The 20,363-nt window shown below is 41.2% G+C and carries 21 protein-coding genes and 1 tRNA gene; 17 read left to right on the forward strand and 5 right to left on the reverse strand.

Annotated features, from left to right (window positions below; all coding sequences use genetic code 11):
• Positions 1 to 3: 3 nt before the first annotated feature.
• Positions 4 to 624: a hypothetical protein gene (locus tag AACU32_RS03665; RefSeq protein WP_096597965.1), complete on the reverse strand. Its 621-nt coding sequence runs from the start codon at positions 622 to 624 to the stop codon at positions 4 to 6.
• A 309-nt stretch (positions 625 to 933) separates the two neighbouring features.
• Here AACU32_RS03665 and AACU32_RS03670 point away from each other — a divergent pair, with 309 nt between their 5' ends.
• The 5 genes from AACU32_RS03670 to AACU32_RS03690 all read left to right on the forward strand — a co-directional run bounded on the left by AACU32_RS03670 (position 934) and on the right by AACU32_RS03690 (position 4,297).
• Positions 934 to 1,179 (forward strand): hypothetical protein, encoded by a 246-nt coding sequence (locus AACU32_RS03670; RefSeq protein ID WP_096597967.1) that lies wholly within the window; start codon positions 934 to 936, stop codon positions 1,177 to 1,179.
• A gap of 431 nt (positions 1,180 to 1,610) precedes the next feature.
• On the forward strand, positions 1,611 to 2,570 hold the full coding sequence (locus AACU32_RS03675; protein ID WP_096597969.1) for a trypsin-like serine peptidase: 960 nt from the start codon (positions 1,611 to 1,613) through the stop codon (positions 2,568 to 2,570).
• 91 nt (positions 2,571 to 2,661) lie between these two features.
• The gene (locus AACU32_RS03680; RefSeq protein WP_096607840.1) at positions 2,662 to 3,228 is read left to right on the forward strand and encodes a thermonuclease family protein; all 567 of its coding nucleotides are present in this window, start codon (positions 2,662 to 2,664) and stop codon (positions 3,226 to 3,228) included.
• A 350-nt stretch (positions 3,229 to 3,578) separates the two neighbouring features.
• A complete protein-coding gene (locus tag AACU32_RS03685) occupies positions 3,579 to 3,827 on the forward strand; it encodes a transposase (RefSeq protein ID WP_339377475.1) in 249 nt (82 codons plus the stop codon).
• A 104-nt stretch (positions 3,828 to 3,931) separates the two neighbouring features.
• Entirely contained in the window at positions 3,932 to 4,297 is a 366-nt protein-coding gene (locus tag AACU32_RS03690; RefSeq protein ID WP_096597971.1) for a four helix bundle protein, read from the forward strand.
• Positions 4,298 to 4,598: 301 nt separating this feature from the next.
• On the opposite strand, the gene AACU32_RS03695 is transcribed toward AACU32_RS03690, so the two are convergent.
• From AACU32_RS03695 to AACU32_RS03705, 3 genes are all read right to left on the reverse strand, one after another.
• Positions 4,599 to 6,041 (reverse strand): caspase, EACC1-associated type, encoded by a 1,443-nt coding sequence (locus AACU32_RS03695; RefSeq protein ID WP_339377476.1) that lies wholly within the window; start codon positions 6,039 to 6,041, stop codon positions 4,599 to 4,601.
• Between the two features lie 8 nt (positions 6,042 to 6,049).
• Positions 6,050 to 6,433: a hypothetical protein gene (locus AACU32_RS03700; RefSeq protein ID WP_096597973.1), complete on the reverse strand. Its 384-nt coding sequence runs from the start codon at positions 6,431 to 6,433 to the stop codon at positions 6,050 to 6,052.
• A 380-nt stretch (positions 6,434 to 6,813) separates the two neighbouring features.
• Positions 6,814 to 7,014: a hypothetical protein gene (locus tag AACU32_RS03705; protein WP_096597975.1), complete on the reverse strand. Its 201-nt coding sequence runs from the start codon at positions 7,012 to 7,014 to the stop codon at positions 6,814 to 6,816.
• A 119-nt stretch (positions 7,015 to 7,133) separates the two neighbouring features.
• On the opposite strand from AACU32_RS03705, the gene AACU32_RS03710 reads away from it, so the two are divergent.
• Positions 7,134 to 7,514, forward strand: a complete 381-nt coding sequence (locus tag AACU32_RS03710; protein ID WP_096597977.1) for a hypothetical protein — start codon at positions 7,134 to 7,136, stop codon at positions 7,512 to 7,514.
• A gap of 79 nt (positions 7,515 to 7,593) precedes the next feature.
• On the opposite strand, the gene AACU32_RS03715 is transcribed toward AACU32_RS03710, so the two are convergent.
• Positions 7,594 to 7,680, reverse strand: a tRNA-Ser gene (locus AACU32_RS03715).
• A gap of 94 nt (positions 7,681 to 7,774) precedes the next feature.
• Between AACU32_RS03715 and AACU32_RS03720 the strand changes: the two genes are divergently transcribed.
• The 11 genes from AACU32_RS03720 (at position 7,775) to AACU32_RS03770 (ending at position 20,277) form a co-directional block, all read left to right on the forward strand.
• Complete coding sequence (locus AACU32_RS03720) at positions 7,775 to 8,143, forward strand: 2Fe-2S iron-sulfur cluster-binding protein (protein ID WP_096597979.1); 369 nt, start codon at positions 7,775 to 7,777, stop codon at positions 8,141 to 8,143.
• A 57-nt stretch (positions 8,144 to 8,200) separates the two neighbouring features.
• Positions 8,201 to 8,722: a thermonuclease family protein gene (locus tag AACU32_RS03725; RefSeq protein WP_096607841.1), complete on the forward strand. Its 522-nt coding sequence runs from the start codon at positions 8,201 to 8,203 to the stop codon at positions 8,720 to 8,722.
• Between the two features lie 149 nt (positions 8,723 to 8,871).
• The gene (locus tag AACU32_RS03730) at positions 8,872 to 9,684 is read left to right on the forward strand and encodes an inositol monophosphatase family protein (RefSeq protein WP_096597981.1); all 813 of its coding nucleotides are present in this window, start codon (positions 8,872 to 8,874) and stop codon (positions 9,682 to 9,684) included.
• Between the two features lie 194 nt (positions 9,685 to 9,878).
• Complete coding sequence (locus AACU32_RS03735) at positions 9,879 to 10,844, forward strand: J domain-containing protein (RefSeq protein ID WP_096597983.1); 966 nt, start codon at positions 9,879 to 9,881, stop codon at positions 10,842 to 10,844.
• 207 nt (positions 10,845 to 11,051) lie between these two features.
• Positions 11,052 to 12,272, forward strand: coding sequence for an ATP phosphoribosyltransferase regulatory subunit (locus AACU32_RS03740; RefSeq protein ID WP_096597985.1), 1,221 nt, complete (start codon positions 11,052 to 11,054; stop codon positions 12,270 to 12,272).
• Positions 12,273 to 12,669: 397 nt separating this feature from the next.
• Entirely contained in the window at positions 12,670 to 13,392 is a 723-nt protein-coding gene (locus tag AACU32_RS03745) for a hypothetical protein (RefSeq protein ID WP_096597987.1), read from the forward strand.
• Positions 13,393 to 13,420: 28 nt separating this feature from the next.
• A complete protein-coding gene (locus AACU32_RS03750; protein WP_096597989.1) occupies positions 13,421 to 14,545 on the forward strand; it encodes a DUF1822 family protein in 1,125 nt (374 codons plus the stop codon).
• Positions 14,546 to 14,625: 80 nt separating this feature from the next.
• Positions 14,626 to 17,319, forward strand: a complete 2,694-nt coding sequence (locus AACU32_RS03755) for an ABC transporter substrate-binding protein (RefSeq protein ID WP_096597991.1) — start codon at positions 14,626 to 14,628, stop codon at positions 17,317 to 17,319.
• A 408-nt stretch (positions 17,320 to 17,727) separates the two neighbouring features.
• Positions 17,728 to 18,243: a hypothetical protein gene (locus tag AACU32_RS03760; RefSeq protein WP_339377477.1), complete on the forward strand. Its 516-nt coding sequence runs from the start codon at positions 17,728 to 17,730 to the stop codon at positions 18,241 to 18,243.
• 281 nt (positions 18,244 to 18,524) lie between these two features.
• The gene (locus AACU32_RS03765) at positions 18,525 to 19,382 is read left to right on the forward strand and encodes a DUF2207 domain-containing protein (protein ID WP_096597995.1); all 858 of its coding nucleotides are present in this window, start codon (positions 18,525 to 18,527) and stop codon (positions 19,380 to 19,382) included.
• Positions 19,383 to 19,587: 205 nt separating this feature from the next.
• On the forward strand, positions 19,588 to 20,277 hold the full coding sequence (locus AACU32_RS03770) for a response regulator transcription factor (RefSeq protein WP_096597997.1): 690 nt from the start codon (positions 19,588 to 19,590) through the stop codon (positions 20,275 to 20,277).
• Positions 20,278 to 20,363 lie beyond the last annotated feature (86 nt).

The raw sequence follows: 20,363 nt of genomic DNA on the forward strand, positions 1-20,363 counted from the left end.
GTACTAGTTATGATTGCTGATTTTGTTTAAGCTGACCCCATTAGCTAAAATTCCTAAAATTTTATTAACATCTTTGAGATAATATTCACTTAAGTCAATCTGAATCTCTTGCCCGGATAATTTCAAAAACTGCCAAATACTACCAGTTGTGACAGTTCCATAAATTGCTAATTTCTCATTACCTGAACGTTCATTAAAAATTTGTGCTGCTAACATCTCTGCTATACATTGTCCTAAACCAGCAGAAATGTTTTCTTTTTTGGCTTCTACAATCACCACTACTGGTGCTGTAATAATTAGCCTTTCGGTGGAATCTGTAATAATAAAATCACAAATTCCATTCAATCCCTGTGCCACATCAACGTTAAATTCAACTCCAGAAAATAAATTTATCTTATCGTTTAATTGTCGCCTTAGCTCTAGTAAAATTGGCGCAATAATCATTTCTGAGCGAGCTTTTTCACTATTACTAGCAGTTGCTATGGGCACATTATATTTCAGAATTTCTTTTAACAACTGGCTGCATTCTAAATCAGAGACATTAGCAAAAATATCAGCCGCTTCAATAGTATTTATTTGAAAAGTCTGTTTAACTTTTTCTAAATTAAAATCGCTGTATGCCATATTAGTTCTATGAATATGAGCGTAGGCACTGCCCACCTTAAGAATTAATCAGCTTTTCAAGCTGTGGATTTTGCAATAAGTGCAATAAATTTTGTAGACGTAGGTTGGATTGAGGAACGTAGACGCGGAGCGGCTTCCCGTAGGGTAACCCAACATATATCAAGGCGTTGGGTCTCATGCTTTCTCTCTATCTACAAATTTTTTTTACTATCAGGCATAACACAGGGAGCATCCCACTTTTTTGAATGTCATTGCGACACCCTTCTATATTGAAACTTCTCCGCCGAAATAGCAATTTTAGTGTCCGAAATGGCAATTGTAGTCTCCGAAATGGCAATTGTAGTCTCCGAAATGGCAATTGTAGTGCCCGAAATGGCAATTGTAGTGCCCGAAATGGCAATTGTAGTGCCTGAAATGGCAATTGTAGTGCCCGAAATGGCAATTGTAGTCTCCGAAATGGCAATTGTAGTGCCCGAAATGGCAATTGTAGTGCCCGAAATGGCAATTGTAGTGTCCGAAATGGCAATTGTAGTCTCCGAAATGGCAAATGCGTAGGCGTAGCCCGCCGCAGGCATCGCTTAGTTGGTTAACGATCGGTAGCCATCATTCCAGGCGTACACCAGAACACATAAAAAAACTTCTGATTCCCCTTCTCGCTGACTCTGAAGGGTTAAGGCGTGTTTTCAAACCCAAAAAGCCTTTTGCATTAAGGGAAATATTATCTATGCTGTGCCTGCACTACATATTTGATGATGAAATTTAAAGATTAAGTAAACTTCCCAAAAACTGCATAAGCTCCAATTCACTAGAGATATAGTAACTCGTAGGTATAAATCAGCAAACTCACTCAGATTTATGAAGCGATCGCTTTGGATACAACAAAGCATGGGGCATTGGGTCAATAGTCAATAGTCAATAGTCATCCTCATCCCCCTAGTCCCTATTCCCTATTCTTCGACAACTTTTAATCCTAGAGAAATCATCCCATGAGTACAAAATCAATTTACAAGCAATCTTTCGCTCTTTTCGTCACTGGAGTTTTGAGTGCGATCGCTTTCAGTGGTTCGGTATCCGTGCAAGCACAAACAGAATCACAACCCAGTTCTCCTCCTAAATTCACTAAATTCCAACCAGGTGAATCAAAAATCCCAGGTAAAGGTAGCCCCTTTAAACCTTCTGGACTCAGACAATCTGAAAAACCAACTGGCGGTAGGCGAGGGATTCCTGATGGTATAGACGATCGCGTCCCCATGCTTAGCCACGATTACCCTTGGTCAACTATTGGCCGGGTACAAGGAACAACAACCGATGCTCAAAGCTATCACTGCACCGGCACTTTAATTGCTGATGATATAGTTTTAACAAATGCCCACTGTGTGATTGACCCGGAAACTCATCAACTCAGTCAAAAAATTCAATTTCTACCCAATGTCATTAATGGTGCTGTTAGCAATAGAAGAGATATAGCCACAGTAGAGCAAGTAATTTATGGTACAAACTTTACTGGTGATAACCTCAGCAATCAAACTAACGACTGGGCAATTATGAAAATTGATAAACCCCTCGGTCGCAAGTATGGTTATTTAGGCTGGAAGTCTATACCACCTGCTGCACTAATTAATAATAAGAAACAATACTTTTTTGTCGGCTACTCTGGTGACTTTCCCAATCCTAATAAAAAAGGCTATGAGTATTTGAGCGCTGGGCCAGGATGGACGGCAGGATTTCAGGCTGGATGTAGTATTGTCAAAGAGGAAGAAGGCATTCTACTTCATGATTGTGACACGGCAGGCGGTTCTTCTGGCGGTCCACTCATCGGCGTGATTGATGGACAACCATATATTGTGGCTCTTAACAATGCGGAAATTAAAAATCGGAGAACCAATCAAGATATCATCAACCTAGCTGTCAACATCTCCTTCTTAGATAAATTGGCTGGTAATTAGGGATTGTTGATTGTTGACTGTTGACTGTTGACAGTTAACAGTCAACGAATTTTGCTATTATCATCCTCCAGAGGGAATTTGGTGCATGGGAATGCAGAAGCTACAGAAACTAGCACTGATTTGGTTGTGTGCAGGAATCATTATTTTAGGTTTGATGGGATGCGATCGCCTGCCGTTTTTAGCTCCTTCTGGAGATGTGGTTGAGCGTGTCAGTGATGGTGATACGCTAGCCGTGAAGGACTCTAAAGGTAACAAATTCAGCGTCCGCTTTGCCTGCATGGATGCACCAGAAGTACCACACACCAATAAAGAAAAGCAAAGTCAACGCCCTAGCGATCGCAATCAATTTAATTGGGGTACTAAAGCACAGGAACGGGTGCAGGAGTTGGTTAAGCAGGGAGGCGATCGCGTGACTTTAACTATTACCGATAGCGATCGCTATGGCAGAAAAGTTGCAGAAGTTCGCTTAAAAAATGGCACTTTTGTGCAACAAGTTTTACTCAGGGAAGGACTTGCCAAGGTGTATCGTCCTTATTTAAATAAGTGTCCTAGTAAAGAGTTAGTGCAACAAGCCGAAGCCGAAGCGCAGCAACAAAAGCGGGGGATTTGGGGCGATACTAAGTTTGTCAATCCTTGGGAGTATCGGAGTTTCAAGTAATACAAGGCGATCGCATTTTCATGTAGCGTCAAAGTGCGATCGTATTTTACAGAATTATGCCATAACCATAGATCATCGTAGGGAACATTGCTCATAGGTGTCAAATTGAGCTTCTAACGCTTATTCCACAGGCATTTTACCCCACCCCTTAATCCCCTCCCCGCAAGCGGGGAGGGGAGGTTTTGCGTCAGCAAAGCCGGGGTGGGGTAACGCGGATCGTGATGGTACGTGAGTAAATTCAAAATTACCTCTTCATAAGGGTTTCACGTTAAATTGACACCAATGAGCAATGTTCCCTACCCCGTGCGTGGAGTCAACAGCGATCGCTTTCAATAACACCAGTTTTTCTCATGTCTCGCCCACAACGTAACTTTCAACCAGGCTTTTGTTATCACATTACAACCCGTTGTAATAATCGGGAATTTCGCCTGACGCGGTTAGAATGTCGTGAAGTCTTTCTTTATGCCATCAAGAAGGCTCAAGAAAAATATGGGTTTAAGTTGTATGCTTTGTGCATTATGAGTAATCACAGCCCCTTCGGGGAAGTCAAAAGTCAAAAGTCAAAAGTCAAAAATAATACAGGACTTACGCACAGGTAACGGAAAAACGAACCGCGAAGCACGCAAAGGACACGATGGAATAAGAGTTTCAGAGAGTTTTTGCGTAAGTCCTATAATACTTGAGTTTTGATATACTTGTTAGTATGAGTAATTATATCCCCATTCCTGATAGGGCATTTGAATTTGCTGTTAGGATAACAATGCTTTGTTCTTATTTAGATAAACAACCAGGAACACCAAGATTATTAGCTGCTCAGTTATTCAGAGCAGGTACATCAATTGGCGCAAATATTGAAGAGTCTCAGTCTGCTGAAAGTGATAGGGATTTTATCAGCAAGCAATCGATAGCCTTAAAAGAAGCAAAAGAAACAAGATATTGGTTGCGGCTGTTAATTAAATCAGAAATGATGACTGAGGCACAAGTAAAAAACCTTTTAGATGAGTGTGAACAGTTAATTAAAATTATTGCTAAATCAATCGTAACGACTAAAGGAAAGCTAGAAAAATAAACTTTTGACTTTTGACTTTTGACTTTTGACTTCCCCGAAGGGGCTGGCATCCTGCGTTTTTACTATTGGGGAGGACGTTGGAAGAGTGTGCGGCTAAATATCGCAAGTTTTGCAAGAACTATCGCCCAAAGCCAAAGCCTGAAAAAAAGAATCATTGGGGGAGTCGTTTTTTGCCATCAATGAAGAAGGATGGTAAGTCGAAGAAGTCACCGGGACAAATGAGTTTACCTTGGGACAAGCAAAGAGTAACAGAGAGTACTGAGGTGCATGAGGTAGCAGAAAAATTTATTCAGGCGAACTGTTATTGTGCCAGGTATTGGAAATCTGAAATGCTGATTCTACCGTACTTTAGGAGCTTGTAAAAAATCTTGAAGCCAAAGTGTCCATTGCTATATTTTACCCATAAGCGGTCAATCGTGCGGAGGTCGGGACAAGGGAAGTTTAATAATTCTTCAGACTCAAAGTAATCACCTTCATTCTTACCTAAAGCCTGAATCATCACTCGATATGTTTCCATATCAGCGTCTTTCCAGTTCCCTGCTGCTAGCAAGTCGCGCAGTTTGCTATAGTCTACGCCTTTCTCTGAACTGAGGTCATCTTCCTTTGCAAGTGGTTTAGGGCTAGTGTTATTTACAACATCTTGCTCCCCTCCTCGCTTGCGGGGAGGGGTTGGGGGTGGGGTAACTCGCGCCTCAATTTCCGCAATATCCTCATCTCTTAGTTGCAAAAGTTGCTGAAACCGCTTCAATTCTTCCCGTGTACACTGACTCAGAGTCCCTTCATCCTCAACCGCCTCAATTAGCGCTTCTTCGTAGTTCTTGAGATTTGCTTGATACTTGCGGTAAGGTTCCAAAACTTCGTTTTGAATTTGGGCTGCTATTTCATCTGACAAACTCAATTCACTTTGCCGATGTTTAAGAATGCGACGACCTATAACCGTAACCTTACCATTTCTTACATATAGCGCTACTTCCTTACGGTACTGCAATTGCGGATCGCCTACAGGAGCTTTCGCTAACTTAATTTTAAAGCCTTCTCTTACAGCATAAATTTCTGGCTTCATTGCCGGGGCTGCTTCCTGCACTTTTTTACGGGCATATTCATGCAGTTCATCTACAGAAATCATGCCATCATTATCAGTGTCAGCCGCGCCTTTCTCAATTCCTTCGACAATGTAGCGGGTGTAAACTGATAAGTCTGCCCCTTCTTGTTCAAAAGAATACTGGGTAGACGTAGAAGAAGTTAATACAACTCGTCCTTCTCCTCCCAGTTGATTCTTGATATCTACGCTGTTATCATCTTTTGCCCTCATTCCTTCAGCAAAAGCACCGCTAAAGCAACAGTCAAGAATAATTACCTGTCGCCGAGAACGGCTATTTTCCATCATCCCATGTATCAGGCTGGCAGCAGTGGCGGTAGTTTTCTTGAGTTCGCCTTTCTGGTTCTTAGAGGTTTGGCTAGTTGCTAAATATAATCTACCAGCTTCATCTTTAATCCCGTGTCCGGAGAAATACAGCAATACTAAGTCATCTTTTTGACGATTATCAAACAAAGTTTCAATTGCTTCTTCCATTACCTGACGTTGGGGATTTTCCAGGACTCTAATATCAGCATCGGCAAAATCACCCATTCCTGAATGCTTTAAGACTCGCTGCATTGCTTTGACATCTTGTACAGCCCCAGGTAAAGCATTTAATCCTGGTTGATATTCACTAATCCCGATCAGCAATGCTAGCTTTGCCATGTATCTATCTACACCTTTGTAATTTCTTGTATGGCATTAACTGCGGCTTCTAATTCTTTGCGACTGCTGGCTTTGACTTTAACTTTTTTGCTGTCTTTGGTTAGTTCTAATTCTATTTCAATAGGTTTGCTACCTAAGCGATCAGTCAGAAAACCCCAAACTTGCTGGACACTTTCCGATTTCACAATAGCCATTACTTGACCGACAACATAGCCTGTGACTGACTTACTTCCCACTGGCGCATCGATTTCAGCTACTCGGTTAACTTCTTCTACCTCATCGAGTTCTTTCATTTGACTTAGAAGTCTTTCGGCTTCCTCGTCCTTTTCCTCTGCATCTAAGTCTTGGTCAATAAAGGTAATTGTGAGTTTAATGTCTGATGTGTCTGCCATAGTGGATATTAGGTAATTTTAAATACTAGAATTAGTAGATAATGTATTTTTACTGACGCTTAAAGCTCAGTTTACTATAAATAAATCAATCACAAGGTTGATAATTCCGTAAATTTGAGTATCTGTAGGGTGGGCAATACCTAGGCTGTTCACTTTGATGGAATTTGGGGGTTTTTGGTTTATACCATTTTTGTCTGGTGTCATTGCGAGCGAAGCGAAGCAATCGCAAAGATTCTGGGATTGCTTCGTCGTTCCTCCTCGCAATGACGACACATATTTTGCATGAATTTTTACCCCCTAAAAAGGCACAGAGTCAACACCCTAGGCAATGCCCACCCTACGTATTTGTTCAAAAATTAAATATTAATTCTAGACATATTTTAGGTATCTGATTGATTGCTCTTATCCTTTTCTAATGCTTCCTGGATAGCACGACGACAAAATTCTGGGGGATCTTCTTTTGCTTTGACTTCCTCTTTCATTTCCTCAGTGCATCGAAAGCTGAGGGTTGTTGTCAATGGTTTTTCTCTGTCTGATTGAATCGGTTGTAAACTCTCTGGATTACCTTTAGGGTTAGGCATTGTTTAGAAATATAAATAACTATCGAAACAAGCGTGTACAAATGTTTAATAGTTAATTGGTGGGTATTTCCCTGGAAAAGTCTTACCCACCAATGTCCATTACTGAACACTTTCATTCTATGTTCACGCGAACTGAATTAGAAGTCTTGACAATTCCTCAGTTAAGGAATCTTTGTCAAAGGTACGGTGTTAAGCCTACTGGTAGCTTGGCATACAAAACCAGTTATATTACAACTCTCATGACGTTTAGTGCGATCGCCCTAAAACAGCTTGAGGAAGGGAGAGGATTAAGATTACCATCATTTGGGAATGTTCAAGCCATAGGTACAGCACTGGATGAAATTAACTCTCCCACTGATGAACAGATAGCCTTAATTAGAATTTCTTTTGAAGGTAGGAGAATGGAATACCCTCAAAGATATTACCAAGAGAAGCTATTAGCTATTTACAGGGCTAAGTTACTACTGGAAGAAGTGATTAACCTGTTATCACCCTTATAGTTTAAGCATGGGTAAATTACGCTACTAAAAACAAGATACCCTGTAGAGCCTACAAGCTTTACAGGGTATCATTTTGAAACGGAGAGGGAGGGATTCGAACCCTCGTATACGTTTCCGCATAACAGACTTTCCAGGTCTGCGCCTTAAACCACTCGGCCACCTCTCCAGGTGCCACGATTTACAACTATACAATGAAATCGCAAAAAATGCAAAGATAATTAAAATGACATTTGAGAAGAAAGCTAAAATCCCAAATCAAGATGTCCCAAACATACAACATTAGAGTTCACGATCGCACTTCTGGCAAGGAATACACCCTAGAAGTCCCAGAAGACCGCTACATTTTGCACAGCGCTGAACATCAAGGAACCGAACTACCGTTTTCTTGTCGCAATGGGGCTTGCACCACTTGTGCTGTGAGGGTGCTGTCGGGAGAAATTTACCAACCAGAAGCGATTGGATTGTCACCAGAGTTACGGCGCAAAGGTTATGCCTTATTATGTGTGAGTTATCCCCGTTCTGATTTGGAAGTGGAGACACAAGACGAAGATGAAGTCTATGAACTCCAATTTGGGCGCTATTTTGCCAAAGGGAAAGTTAAAGCGGGTTTACCGTTAGATGAGGATTAAGATTTGGTGGGCGCAAAGGTGCCAATTACGGCTAATAGGTCTTATTTTGGCGAATTAATGCGAAAAATAGTAATTTTGGCTTGTTTATTACTCCTGGTGAGTTGTCAAGCCAATAAACAGCCAACAACTAATCAAGCGCAGGTGAAAGTAGCGCGGGTAGTCAGTGGGCAAAGTTTGGAAGTTTTAGGGATGGCGGAACAACCAAATTTAATTTCCCAGGTGCGGTTAATTAGTATTGATGCACCAGACATCCGCTACCGTCCCTGGGGAGACAACGCCAAACAAGGCTTAGAAACCTTAATTGGGGGTGCGGAACAAATAGTCACCCTAGAGTTTGACATCGAAACCAAAGACAAAATTGGCCGGACTTTGGCTTATGTGTGGAAAGATAAAGTTTTATTGAATGAAGAATTAGTTAAACAAGGGCATGTATTATTTGTACCGCGATCGCCTAATCACAAATATGACCAGCGTTTAGAACGTGCGCAACAATGGGCGAGAATCATGGGACAAGGAATTTGGCAACCAGAAAAACCCATGCGCCTGACTCCGGCTGAGTTTCGCCGTCAGTATCGATGAGGGATGAGGGATGAGGGGGATGAGGGGGACAAGGGGGACAAGGAAGACAAGGAAGACAAGGAAGACAAGGAAGACAAGGGGGATAAATGCCCAATGCCCAATAACAAATAACAAATGACAAATGACAAATGACAAATGACAACTAACAAATGACAAACCTACAAATTTTTCTTGATATTGCCACAGAAGCTGCTTTAGCTGGTGGTGAAGTGTTACAAAGCTACTGGGGTAAATTAGAAGACGCAATTACAGAAAAAGGCCGTCCTGGTGATTTGGTGACAGCAGCTGATAAAGCTTCAGAAGTGGTAGTTTTGGAAGTTTTGCGTCGCCACTTTCCCCAACACTCGATTCTGGCTGAGGAATCTGGGAAACAGGAAAATCAAGATAATGAATTCCTTTGGGCGATCGATCCTTTAGATGGTACAACTAACTACGCTCACCAATACCCTTATTTTGCGGTTTCTATCGGGTTGTTAATTAATGGCGTTCCCCAAGTAGGCGTAATTTATAACCCATTTCATAATGAACTATTTCGGGCGGCGGCTGGTTTAGGTGCAACACGCAACCGCCGCCCGATTAAAGTTTCCAGTACTTCTCAACTAGGTAAAAGCCTGCTAGTAACTGGATTTGCCTACGATCGCCGGGAAACCTCTGATAATAACTATGCAGAATTTTGTCACCTCACCCATTTGACTCAAGGTGTCAGGCGCAGTGGTTCAGCCGCAATGGATTTGGCTTATGTTGCTTGTGGGCGTTTTGATGGTTACTGGGAAAGGGGACTTTCTCCTTGGGATATGGCGGCGGGGATTATTCTTGTGCAAGAAGCTGGCGGGAAAGTCACCGCTTACGATGGTAGTCCCCTAAACATTGAGTCAGGTAGAATTTTGGCTACTAATAATTATCTTCATGACAGTCTCAGTCAGGAATTATTACATGTTCCACCACTGTCAACTTGGAAATAAAAAATGGGAATACTAAGTCCACAGTCAATAGTCAACTGGTCAATAGTCAATAGTCAATAGTCAATAGTCAAGGGTAATTATTCTGGACTACCGACTCTAGATGATTGACTCTGGACTTTTGACTACTGACACTTCGCTCATGTAGCGAATTCAACTATCAAAAATTAGTTGCTGACTTTGGTGCATAGGGTTTTATGGCTTTAAGAATAGATCGTGGACTTTTTAAATATGATTTCATAGACCATCATGCAATTTTGTGTGTGCCGGTTGATGCAGATGTCAAAGAGCTTCGCAAACGCTATTTGATTATTGCTCGTCGTTTGCATCCTGATACCAATCTTGCGAGTGATGAGGCGGACAAGAAGCTAGCTAATGAATTTTTATCCAAGTTGGTTAACCCAGCTTATGAAAAACTTTCTGTGGAACGGACTCGCGCAGAATATATGATAGTGCTAACCCAAATGGGTAAGCGTTTATTACAAGAATCTACCTCGGTAGACATTCACACCAATTTAGGTAAGCAGTTAGCGACGGCGCCAGAAGCAAATGTCAATCAACTGTATAAAACTGCGATCGCTCAAATTGCAGAAACCCAGTATGATTCGTTACAGGAAACACCCCAACTCATTGCCCAAATTAGTGAGTTGAATTTAGTTTACTTAATGCGGAGTACCAAAAAATTATTAACAACACCGCCACAATTGACTCAACCTACAGTTAACTCAGGATCACAAAAGTCAAATTCAGCACTCAATACAACAACTGTACCACCAGCGTCAGCCACTACTGAATCTTCAGTGGAATCCTATATCCGGCGCGCGCAAACTTTAATCGACAAGAACCAATTTCCCCAAGCTCAAGTAGAACTACAAGATGCTTTAAAACTAGAACCGAAGAATAGTCAGTGCCATAGCCTGATAGGATTGGTGTATTTGAAGCAAAATCGCTTGAAAATGGCCAAGGTTCATTTTGATAATGCCCTGAAATTAGATCCCAATGACAAAATAGCTTTGGAATGGAAACCAAAGCTAGACAAGTCTTTGGGGCAACAAACTGGTGGTTCTCAGAAAAATTCAGTTTTTAATAGAGCTGGTAAACAATCAGATCAGTCTGGAGGTAGTAGTTTGTTTGGTGGTTTGTTTGGTGGGAAGAAAAAATAGTCAGCAACTCACGAATCGTGCCATCTAGGTGAAGGGCTGGGGGCAGAGGGAGCAGGGGGGCAGAGGGGACAAAGGGGACAAGGAAAGGGGGACAAAATCAATATTCAGAAATATTTTTGACTTTTGACTTTTGACTTTTGACTTTTGACTTTTGACTCTTGCCCCATGCCCAATAAAAATTGACAATCAGCAACTTGGAGAGGATTAATGGTGTATCAGCCAGCAGCGGGAGCCAGGGATTTATTACCTTTGGATGTGGCTCAAAAACGCTGGATTGAAGATAGGTTACAACAAGTATTTCATCGTTGGGGTTATCACAGAATTATTACCTCAACGTTGGAGCGCATGGATACGCTGATGGCGGGGGAAGCAATTCAGCGTCAGACGGTAATTCAACTCCAAAATGCTGAAGATGAAGAATTAGGCTTGCGTCCAGAACTCACAGCCTCAATTGCTCGTACTGTCGTGACGCGCATGGCAGGTGCTACTTATCCCCAACGGCTGTACTACAATGCCAATGTCTTTCGCCGCATCTGGGAAAATCGGCATAACCGTCAGCAAGAGTTTTATCAAGCTGGGGTGGAGTTGCTTGGTGCGAGTGGATTGCTAGCCAATGCAGAAGTACTGTTATTAGTGGCTGATTGTTTAGCAGCTCTGTCGTTACAGGGATGGCATTTAATTTTAGGTGAGGCGGGAATTACCCGATCGCTGTTGAGCGTTTTTCCGACTCATCTCCAAGGCAAAATTCGTCATGCGATCGCTCATCTTGACCGCATTGCCATAGATAATTTACCCCTAAGTGAGGAACTACGCGATCGCGCCCGACTCATTTTAGATCTACGCGGTACAAGCAGCGAAGTCTTGCAAAAAGTCAATAGCTTAGATCTAGACACAGCACAACAAGCAGCTGTAAATAACCTCACTTCCCTAGTAGAGTTAGTAGAATCAGCGGGAAATTACCCCTTAATTCTCGACCTCAGCTTGATTCAAACCATCGATTACTACACCGGGATCGTGTTTGAAGTCGTCAGCGATAAAGAAGGACAAGCCCAGGTTTTAGGCAGAGGTGGGCGCTACGACCAGCTTTTGGGACTATATCATCCCCAAGGAGAAAACATCCCCGGTATTGGCTTTGCCCTCAATCTTGAAGATTTATACCAAATTATCCAATCTACTCAGCAATTACCGCAAACTCCCCCAGCCAGCGATTGGTTAGTAGTACCAGAAACAGCTAATGCTGATGCAGCCGCCTTTGCTTACGCGCAAAAGCTGCGGGATTCTAGTGAGATAGTGCGGGTAGAAATAGATTTGGGGGGAAGAGAAAAAGAGGCTATCCGCCAATACGCACGCGATCGCGGTATCTCGCAAATCGCTTGGATACAAGCTGATGGCTCACCCATCATTGAATCATTGCCTCATAGCAATTAACGCCAGCCCTGATACACATAAACCATCATAGGGGCACAACAATGTTCATTGGTGTCAACTTAACGTGAAACCCTTATCAAGACGTGATAAGCGAATTCTCTCACTTAACATCAAGATCCGCGTTACCCCACCCCAGTTTTGCTGACGCAAAACTTCCCCTCCCCGCTTGCGGGGAGGGGATTGAGGGGTGGGGTAAAACGTATATCGGGTAAGCGTTCGAGCTTAAATTGACACCAATGAAGATTGTTGTGCCCTTCAATTTATTCTGCAACATTAAAGTTTTGTGAACAATTTGAATTATCCCAGCCTTTAGAGCTGATAACCTATCAAACAAGTAGGAGGAGGTTAGCTGCTGTCATGATATTCCAACCTAAACTTATTGGGCTGGATAACCTTTATGTGTAGTGACTTTAGTGACTCCTCTGTGATTAGCTTGCTGCAAGCGGCTTTAAGTAATTCAATGGCAAGAAGCAGGCTATTACAGCAACAAAAAACACTCCAGGAAATCATCAATGATCTTCCTGCTCGTCAATGGTTATTTGAGCAATTATGTCAAGCTGATAATCCAAATCAGGTAAAGGATTTCATCATCACGATGATGAAGTCTTCCAGGTTAATTTGGAACGGTGCGAGGATATCACCGGATATCTATAGTGAAGCGCTATCAAGAACCTGGATATGGTTTATGGAAAATCTGGGAAAGTATAACCCAGAAAAAGCTAGCTTTGTCACCTGGTTTAACCAAAAGCTGCGATGGACGATTCAGGATGTGATTCGCGAACAAGCCGATGAAGAAAGAAGACGGTTAACGCCAACACAGGAAGAAGATCGTGAGTGGATTTATCCGCCTGCGCCAGAGCCAGATCGATGGTATGAAACTATCCAAGAATGGCGAGAATTAGTGCAAAATTATCCCCATATCTTCAAAGATTGTCGAATGCAGAGTCATCCCCATGTCAACTGTCAGGTGTTGTTGATGCATATCTTGAATGTATTGCAAGATTCCGGGGAGTTTTCTTGGAATGCGATCGCCCAAGAATATGCAGTCGAAGCAACAGCCCTGAGGAGATTTTGTCGAACAAGATGTTTTCCTCGTTTGAGACAGTTATTGTCTCAATAATATTGCAAACAGTTTCCAAACGTTTTCTATGATGAATACCGTAGCTAAATTCCCACCGATCGCAATTGCAATTACGGCGACAGATCGAAAACAGGCTTATGAGTTTGCTCAACAGCAGCTAACCCAAGAGCGATCGCAACAAGTTTATCGCAATACCCTGGCTGTGTTAGTGACTGGGCGTTATTTGCAAATGTTGGGTATCGAGAGCGATTTAGAACTCAGTCATAGTTGGAATCCGCTGGAACGCCTGATAGAAAACATTGCGGACTTGTATATTCCTAGTTTGCACGGCTTTTTAGAGTGTCGTTGCTTGCGTCAGAGCGATCGCAAATGTCAAATACCAACAGAAGTTTGGACAGAACGTCTTGGCTACGTATTTGTGCAACTTGATGAACCATACCAAGAAGGGCAAATTTTAGGATTTGTCGAATCCGTATCAGTTAAAGAACTACCACGCAGCTATTTTCAACCACTCGATTTATTGCTAGAGCGTTTGACATTAGAACCACCAGCAGAACCAATCGTACAACTCAGACAATGGCTGCAACGAAACTTTGAATCCGATTGGCAACCAAGGCAAGAATTACTTAGTAATTTTAGAGGTATGATTATACCGCTTGAGCAGCCACAACTGCAATTTAAACAACGAAGTAATGACCATTATCGCCAACGAATTGAACAACTTTATCGCGGACAATCTTGTGATTTGATGCAATCTATTCTGGTTGATTTCAATCCCCAGGAAGCTTTAGTAAATCTGATCCAAAGAACTCAGGATGATGAAATTCGCTGGCAAGCTGCTGAGTTATTGTGGGAAATAGATCCACAACATCAAGCTTGTCCGGTGATCAATGCCAAAGATTTAGGAATATATCTTCTAGGGCATTCTGTAGTTTTGATGGTGGGGATTTTGCCAAAATCAGATAGTAAAATGTTGATTTTACTGCGGGTTTATCCGCGAGAAAAATTGTCTCATCTACCTTCAAGATTGAAGCTCATCGGATTGGATGAAACCGGAAATGCTTTTTTTGAAGTGGAATCGCGCCCGAAAGATGATTATATCCAGTTTAAATTTACAGCCGACCCAGGCGATCGCTTCAGTGCTCGTGTAGTTCTCAATGATGCCAGCTTTACTGAAGAATTTGTTATTTAGCTAACTATTGCTTAGTTTTGCTGAATTGTGCTTATCTAATAATAAATCCTTAACTTCTAGATGTTCTCCGTCGGTTGTTTATGATGCCATCCTCCTCTAGTCTTCAACCCCCTCAAAATGTCGCTGTTGTGCTTGAGATTAGTGGCGGTACCTTTAATGACGGCTTCTCTGTGACGCTGACAATTTTAGAAGATGGTAAAACTATTCAAGAGGATGATGATTTACCTGACCTTCCGGCAGCGCTAGAAATACCACATTTGTATCAGCAGTGGCAAAATATATCACTGGAGAACAGTCGTCAACTGCAAGCAGTTCCAGGACAAGTGACGAACGTAGCTCTAGAAGATTGGAGACAAAGAACTAAAGAGCTAGAGAACTATTGTAAAACATGGTTTCAGAATCAAGAGTTTAAGAGTTTACGCGATTGCATTCGGGCAAATATCAGAGTGAGATCGGATCAATCTGTCCCCATTATCATTAGATGCCAGACAAGAAATCAACAAGAAAATAATATTTTACGTAGGCTACCCTGGCATATCTGGAATTTATTTACCGAGCTTCCCAATGCTGAATTTGCCTTATTCACTAAATTTCATCCTCAAGTAGCTACCCTCAATGCACAGGTCAAAGTTTTAGCAATTTTTGGCAGTTCTCAGGGAGGTTTGCAACTAGAACAAGATAGAAAAGCATTAGCACTATTGGAACAGCGTGGAGCAAAAATTACGTGGACATTAGAGCCAACTGAAGAAGAGCTTTCTCATTTATTATTTGATAAAGTTTGGGATATCTTGTTTTTCGCCGGGCATAGTTCGAGCCAAACAACAAGTGGACAAATTCAAATTAGTCAAGGAAGATTTTTACCCTTAGATGCATTACATCAAAGCTTAAGGAAGGCGGTAAAAAAAGGTTTAAAGTTAGCAATCTTCAATTCCTGTGATGGGTTAGGGATTGCAGATTTTTTGGCTGAATTGAAAGTTCCAGCTGTAATCGTCATGCGGGAACCAGTACCTGATCGCATTGCTGGTATATTCTTGCTCGAATTTTTGCAGGTATTTTCTCAGCGTACACCCCTTTGTAAAGCAGTGCGTGAGGCTCGTAATCGCCTCGAAATTTTACAAGGTAAATTTCCCGCTGCTACCTGGCTACCCGTAGTTTGCATCAATCCAAGTCAGCCAGAGTTAGTTTGGCCTGCCCAATCTTGGCGCTATTACCTCCGTCAATTGTTAGTTTGGACTAGTCCATTACTACTGTCCCGTTGGCGTTCTTACCTCCCTCCTCATGATATTGTGACTAGATTTACGGCCTTCGCCTTAGCTGTAATCATCACCGTAACTTTGCCATTATTACACAGCCCCAATAGTAAACAGCCATACATAGAGCCAACCTTTATTAGTTATGGTAAAAAACCAATTACTGATAGCATAGTCACCTTAAGTGAAGGGTATCGCACATTTCGTACACTAAAGAATGAAGGTATTAAAGCATTTAACCAAGGTCAATATGCCAATGCTGTAAGAATTTTTCAGCAACTTCCTACTAAAGTAACAAAAGATCCGGAGATTCTGATTTATCGTAACAATGCTGAGGTGAATTTTCGGCATCAACAAAACCCAAATTCACCAATTTACACTATTGCTGCTGCTGCGCCATTGAATCTCAATGCTGGATTAGATATTCTATTTGGTGTCGCTCAAGCCCAGGATGTAGCTGTCAATGAAAAAAAAATTAACTTACAAGTTGTTATTGCTAACGATCTCAATCAGCCCGATCAATCTCGAAAAATTGCTGAAAAACTCTCCCAGGATAAGAAAATTCTGGCTGTGGTAGGACATTATACCTCTTCTAATACTTGTGCAGCTTTGAAGGTTTATTCCCCAAATCAGCTTGTGGTGATTTCTCCCACCAGCACCGTAGTTAACTTGCAATCAAACCAGAATTGTAATGATCCCAATAGAGTATTCTACCGTACCGTTTCATCAACTCGAGTAGAAGCCCATAGTTTAGTGCAATATTTAGTCGATGTTCTCAGAAAAAATCAGCCTAAAGTGGTTGTTTTTTACAACCGTCAAGAGTGGTTTAGCAAGGATTTGTCAGAGCAATTTGTTGAGGTTCTCAAAGCATTTAATGGAGCTATAATTGCTAGCTTTGATTTATCAGATTCCAACTTTGATACTAGGAACCTACCACCAGAAGTCAAGAATGCAGATGCTCTGGTAGTATTGCCCGATGGCGGAACTAAAGATGAGACAGCATTGCAAAAAGCGATTGATATCATCAAATTGAACAAAGGAGAAAAACCAATTTTAGGTGCAAATACCCTCTATCTCCAAAAAGTTATTAAAGATGCTGAAGTTACCACAGTAGCAAATCGCTTATTTATGGCAGTTGATTGGCATCCAAAGCAGTGTGGTGCAGCCAAATTTGCTCAACAGATTAAAGATTACTGGGGTGGTGATTTGAATCGGAGAACAGCCTTAGCATATGAGGCTGTTCAAGCTATTTTACAGGCTATTAAACTATCAGGTACATCTGTTAATTCAGCAGACATTCGACAGAAATTATCTGAGACAGGTATTAGACCAAATATGGCAGTATCTAGTGATATTATTAAAGGCTTAACCATTAGTTTTGATGCGAAGGGCGATCGCATAGAATTTACTACTGGCAACATAACTAACACAGAAATGCTTAAGCAGACGATCGTTACTGTCAAGACTGTTAATAAAAAGTTGTCGTTTGAACTCGCCGAAAATTTTTCTTGCCCTCAGAAGTAATTTATCAACTAAAAATTAAATTGTGTAGGGTGGAAAACCTAGATTCACATCGCCGACTTCTTGAAGAAGTCGGCGATGTGAACAGCAACTTGTGCTTAAATAATTTTCTCTGACTGACGCAACCTAATTAAAATTTACTCATCAGAAACAGACTTGTTTGTAAATTTACGTAAATATCTCGGAGATATTCACTCTAGCTGCCGATATTCCTTTGTAGGGTAAAAAGGGATCGCTCTGATTATCCAATCAGCACCCAGCAATTTTCTTCTCTACAAAGCTCAGAATTTTCCCAAGTTCATTGCCTACTCTGCAAATGATTTTATCGTTTGCAAAAGCTTTGCATTCAATAATATGACCATTGCAAAGTACATCATTTCAACTCAAATAACTAATATACAACGCCCGACTATGAATATCAAAAAAATTGCTTGGATTTGGATTTTAGTAGTTAGTAGCATAGGGCTGTTTGGTGTCGAGCCAGCAAATGCTAAAAACGCTGAAACAGAAGCAGCTAAAACTACACCCTCGAACGATGTTGCTCAATCTTCGCAAGTTACAATTGCTCAAGTATCAGATTTAGTCACTCCAATTTATGGAAGTTGGAAGCTAAGACATAGCGTTGGTGGAATTGTTCATGAAAGCATTCTCAAAATGAATGGATATTCTGGAACTATGAGAACCAGATTTTTTAACATCCTCTCAAAAAAGACGGAAGCTGTAGATCAAACGATGTACCTCAAGCCTCATCCAGATGGATTACTTATCTGGGGCTATAATCCCGTCTATGCTGGAACTCGCACAAAGCATCCAATTTATCTTCCTGACAACTTTTTCTTTTCAATTCCGCCTGATCGTCCAGCAGTATTTATTAATTGCGATGATGGAAACCAATGTTCTGCTGTAGATGTAGAGCCGATTAGATAAGTAAATGTTTTTAGATTTTAGATTCGTTAACAAAAGTATGAAACTAACTGCCTATAGAAGGCTAGAGCATAAAGCAGGAAAAACTTATGTTTTCCACCCATAGACGCTTACTCATGCCTCAATTCATCAAGCGCCTCCGGCAATCTGCTTCTATACTTTTTATACTTCAGACTTCTTAAGTCAATAAATCCCGAATCTAAAATCTAACATTGATTACCGACTCAAGCGTGACTGCCGTTTTAAAAAATACAAAAATTCTTCCATTTAGGGAGTAATTCATCATGTGCAGTAAACTAATTCCAAGGCTGATTCTATTTTTTCTAACCTTGATTTTCAGCCTCACATTCTCTTTCCATCATGTCCAAGCCCAACCAGTCCCTTTCTATTGGGAATTGATGAATGTTGATATCGCCGTGCAAACTAACGGTGATATGTTAATCACAGAAACGCAAAAATATACATTTACCGCAGACTACGACAAACAACGTTACCGCTACATTCTTCTGGATAAAGTAGACAAAATTACGGAAGTAACAGTATCAGAAAATGGTCAAATATTACCCAGCACAACCAGTCAAGAGAATAATCAATTTTGGATTCGTTGGGAACATCAATTAAAACCACCAGAAAGCCATACTTTCGTGTTGAAATATCGTGTTGTTGGGGGATTGTCCGTAGATGGTAATGATGCACAAGTATATTGGAAAGCTATTTTTCCTGACCGGAAAGCTACTATCAAACAAGCAAAAGTAACAGTAGAATTTCCTGAACAATTCGCTACGAAGATTAAAGATTTCCAAAGCTTTGGCATAGCCGCAAATATCCGCAAAGTTGATGCAAAAACCATTGAAGCGATCGCGCAAACAGCTATTGAGCCAGGGTCAGAGTTAGGAATTCAGGTAAAATTTGATCGCACAGGTACTGACATAAAAACCCCTTCTTGGCAAAGTTCAAAATCTTCTATTAATTGGTTTGGGTGGTTTTTTTGGGGATTATTCTTTCTCTTCTTCCTTGGTAGCTTCTTCTCCGATAGCAGTAGTAGTAGTGGTTACAGCGGTGGCGGCGGTGGTGACGGTGGTGACGGCGGAGGTGGTGGCTGTGGCGGTGGCTGTGGTGGTGGTTGTGGCGGCGGCGGTTAACTAATACCAAGAATCTGTAGAGGCTACCATCCATGACACACAATCATAGTTCTGCTTCCGGACTTTATGCCTGATTTTGTAAATTTATGTAAAAATTACGTCTATTTTGACTCTCGCTACCGATAGTCATTGAGCGAGTTAAAAAGCGATCGCCTAGATGTCTATCTCATAAACTTTGCGGTTTTCTATTGAGTAAGTTATCGCTATGAACGAAGATTTCCCAGAAAAGGTATCACTGCAAATTGTGTTAGTTGATAGTTATGATATTTGTCTAACTGGAACAGTTGAATTGCTAAAAAATCGCTATCCAGATGGAAAAATTATCAGTGCGAGAACAGCAAATGAAGCTCTCCATAAAATTTCAATTTTGCTGCCAGACCTGATAATTATGGATATTTTGCTCCCAGAAAAACCTGGAGTAGTAGCACAAACTCATACAGGTATTCAACTGTTACAGCAGGTGATGCAAAAATATCCTAGCTTGAATATTCTTGTCCACAGCGCTGCTATTAACAGACTAGGGCAAATTAAATCTTTAATTACTGCCCATAAGGGAGGCTTTACCATCGCCGATAAAAGTCTTGATAGCCAAGAAATGCTCTCGCGAGTGGATGGAGCATTAAAAGGATTCACTCATATTAAAGAAATTACGAATATTTATGCACAATTCAACAATAAACCAGAGGTATTAAAACTACTAAGTTTAGCTTTTAATGAAGGATTGCAAGATAAAGCGATCGCTGCACATATTCGTGTATCAGAACGCATGGTACGCCACTATTGGGATAAGCTCTACGCAGCTTTAGATATTGATGGTGAAGAATTAAAAAATCAAGGCAAAAATATCAGAATCATTACTAAAATTCGCGCTCGAGCAGCAGGCTTAATTGATTAACTTATAAACCAGAAAATTGCTCCATAAATACTGCTGTGCATGGGTTACTGGCTAAAAGCGAGTGGCATTTTCGCAACGCAATCTAC

This window comes from Calothrix sp. NIES-2100 (genome assembly GCF_963875285.1).
Classification (GTDB): Bacteria; Cyanobacteriota; Cyanobacteriia; order Cyanobacteriales; family Nostocaceae; genus Aulosira.

Excerpts from the sequence above, each read along its gene's own strand:
- AACU32_RS03665 (WP_096597965.1), bottom strand. The coding sequence starts at position 624 with ATGGCATACAGCGATTTTAATTTAGAAAAAGTTAAACAGACTTTTCAA.
- AACU32_RS03685 (WP_339377475.1), top strand. The coding sequence starts at position 3,579 with ATGTCTCGCCCACAACGTAACTTTCAACCAGGCTTTTGTTATCACATT.
- AACU32_RS03690 (WP_096597971.1), top strand. The coding sequence starts at position 3,932 with ATGAGTAATTATATCCCCATTCCTGATAGGGCATTTGAATTTGCTGTT.
- AACU32_RS03695 (WP_339377476.1), bottom strand. The coding sequence starts at position 6,041 with ATGGCAAAGCTAGCATTGCTGATCGGGATTAGTGAATATCAACCAGGA.
- AACU32_RS03755 (WP_096597991.1), top strand. The coding sequence starts at position 14,626 with ATGATGCCATCCTCCTCTAGTCTTCAACCCCCTCAAAATGTCGCTGTT.
- AACU32_RS03730 (WP_096597981.1), top strand. The coding sequence starts at position 8,872 with ATGACAAACCTACAAATTTTTCTTGATATTGCCACAGAAGCTGCTTTA.
- AACU32_RS03700 (WP_096597973.1), bottom strand. The coding sequence starts at position 6,433 with ATGGCAGACACATCAGACATTAAACTCACAATTACCTTTATTGACCAA.
- AACU32_RS03675 (WP_096597969.1), top strand. The coding sequence starts at position 1,611 with ATGAGTACAAAATCAATTTACAAGCAATCTTTCGCTCTTTTCGTCACT.
- AACU32_RS03725 (WP_096607841.1), top strand. The coding sequence starts at position 8,201 with ATGCGAAAAATAGTAATTTTGGCTTGTTTATTACTCCTGGTGAGTTGT.
- AACU32_RS03710 (WP_096597977.1), top strand. The coding sequence starts at position 7,134 with ATGTTCACGCGAACTGAATTAGAAGTCTTGACAATTCCTCAGTTAAGG.
- AACU32_RS03765 (WP_096597995.1), top strand. The coding sequence starts at position 18,525 with ATGTGCAGTAAACTAATTCCAAGGCTGATTCTATTTTTTCTAACCTTG.
- AACU32_RS03740 (WP_096597985.1), top strand. The coding sequence starts at position 11,052 with ATGGTGTATCAGCCAGCAGCGGGAGCCAGGGATTTATTACCTTTGGAT.
- AACU32_RS03770 (WP_096597997.1), top strand. The coding sequence starts at position 19,588 with ATGAACGAAGATTTCCCAGAAAAGGTATCACTGCAAATTGTGTTAGTT.
- AACU32_RS03735 (WP_096597983.1), top strand. The coding sequence starts at position 9,879 with ATGGCTTTAAGAATAGATCGTGGACTTTTTAAATATGATTTCATAGAC.
- AACU32_RS03670 (WP_096597967.1), top strand. The coding sequence starts at position 934 with ATGGCAATTGTAGTCTCCGAAATGGCAATTGTAGTCTCCGAAATGGCA.
- AACU32_RS03745 (WP_096597987.1), top strand. The coding sequence starts at position 12,670 with ATGTGTAGTGACTTTAGTGACTCCTCTGTGATTAGCTTGCTGCAAGCG.
- AACU32_RS03705 (WP_096597975.1), bottom strand. The coding sequence starts at position 7,014 with ATGCCTAACCCTAAAGGTAATCCAGAGAGTTTACAACCGATTCAATCA.
- AACU32_RS03720 (WP_096597979.1), top strand. The coding sequence starts at position 7,775 with ATGTCCCAAACATACAACATTAGAGTTCACGATCGCACTTCTGGCAAG.
- AACU32_RS03680 (WP_096607840.1), top strand. The coding sequence starts at position 2,662 with ATGCAGAAGCTACAGAAACTAGCACTGATTTGGTTGTGTGCAGGAATC.
- AACU32_RS03760 (WP_339377477.1), top strand. The coding sequence starts at position 17,728 with ATGAATATCAAAAAAATTGCTTGGATTTGGATTTTAGTAGTTAGTAGC.
- AACU32_RS03750 (WP_096597989.1), top strand. The coding sequence starts at position 13,421 with ATGATGAATACCGTAGCTAAATTCCCACCGATCGCAATTGCAATTACG.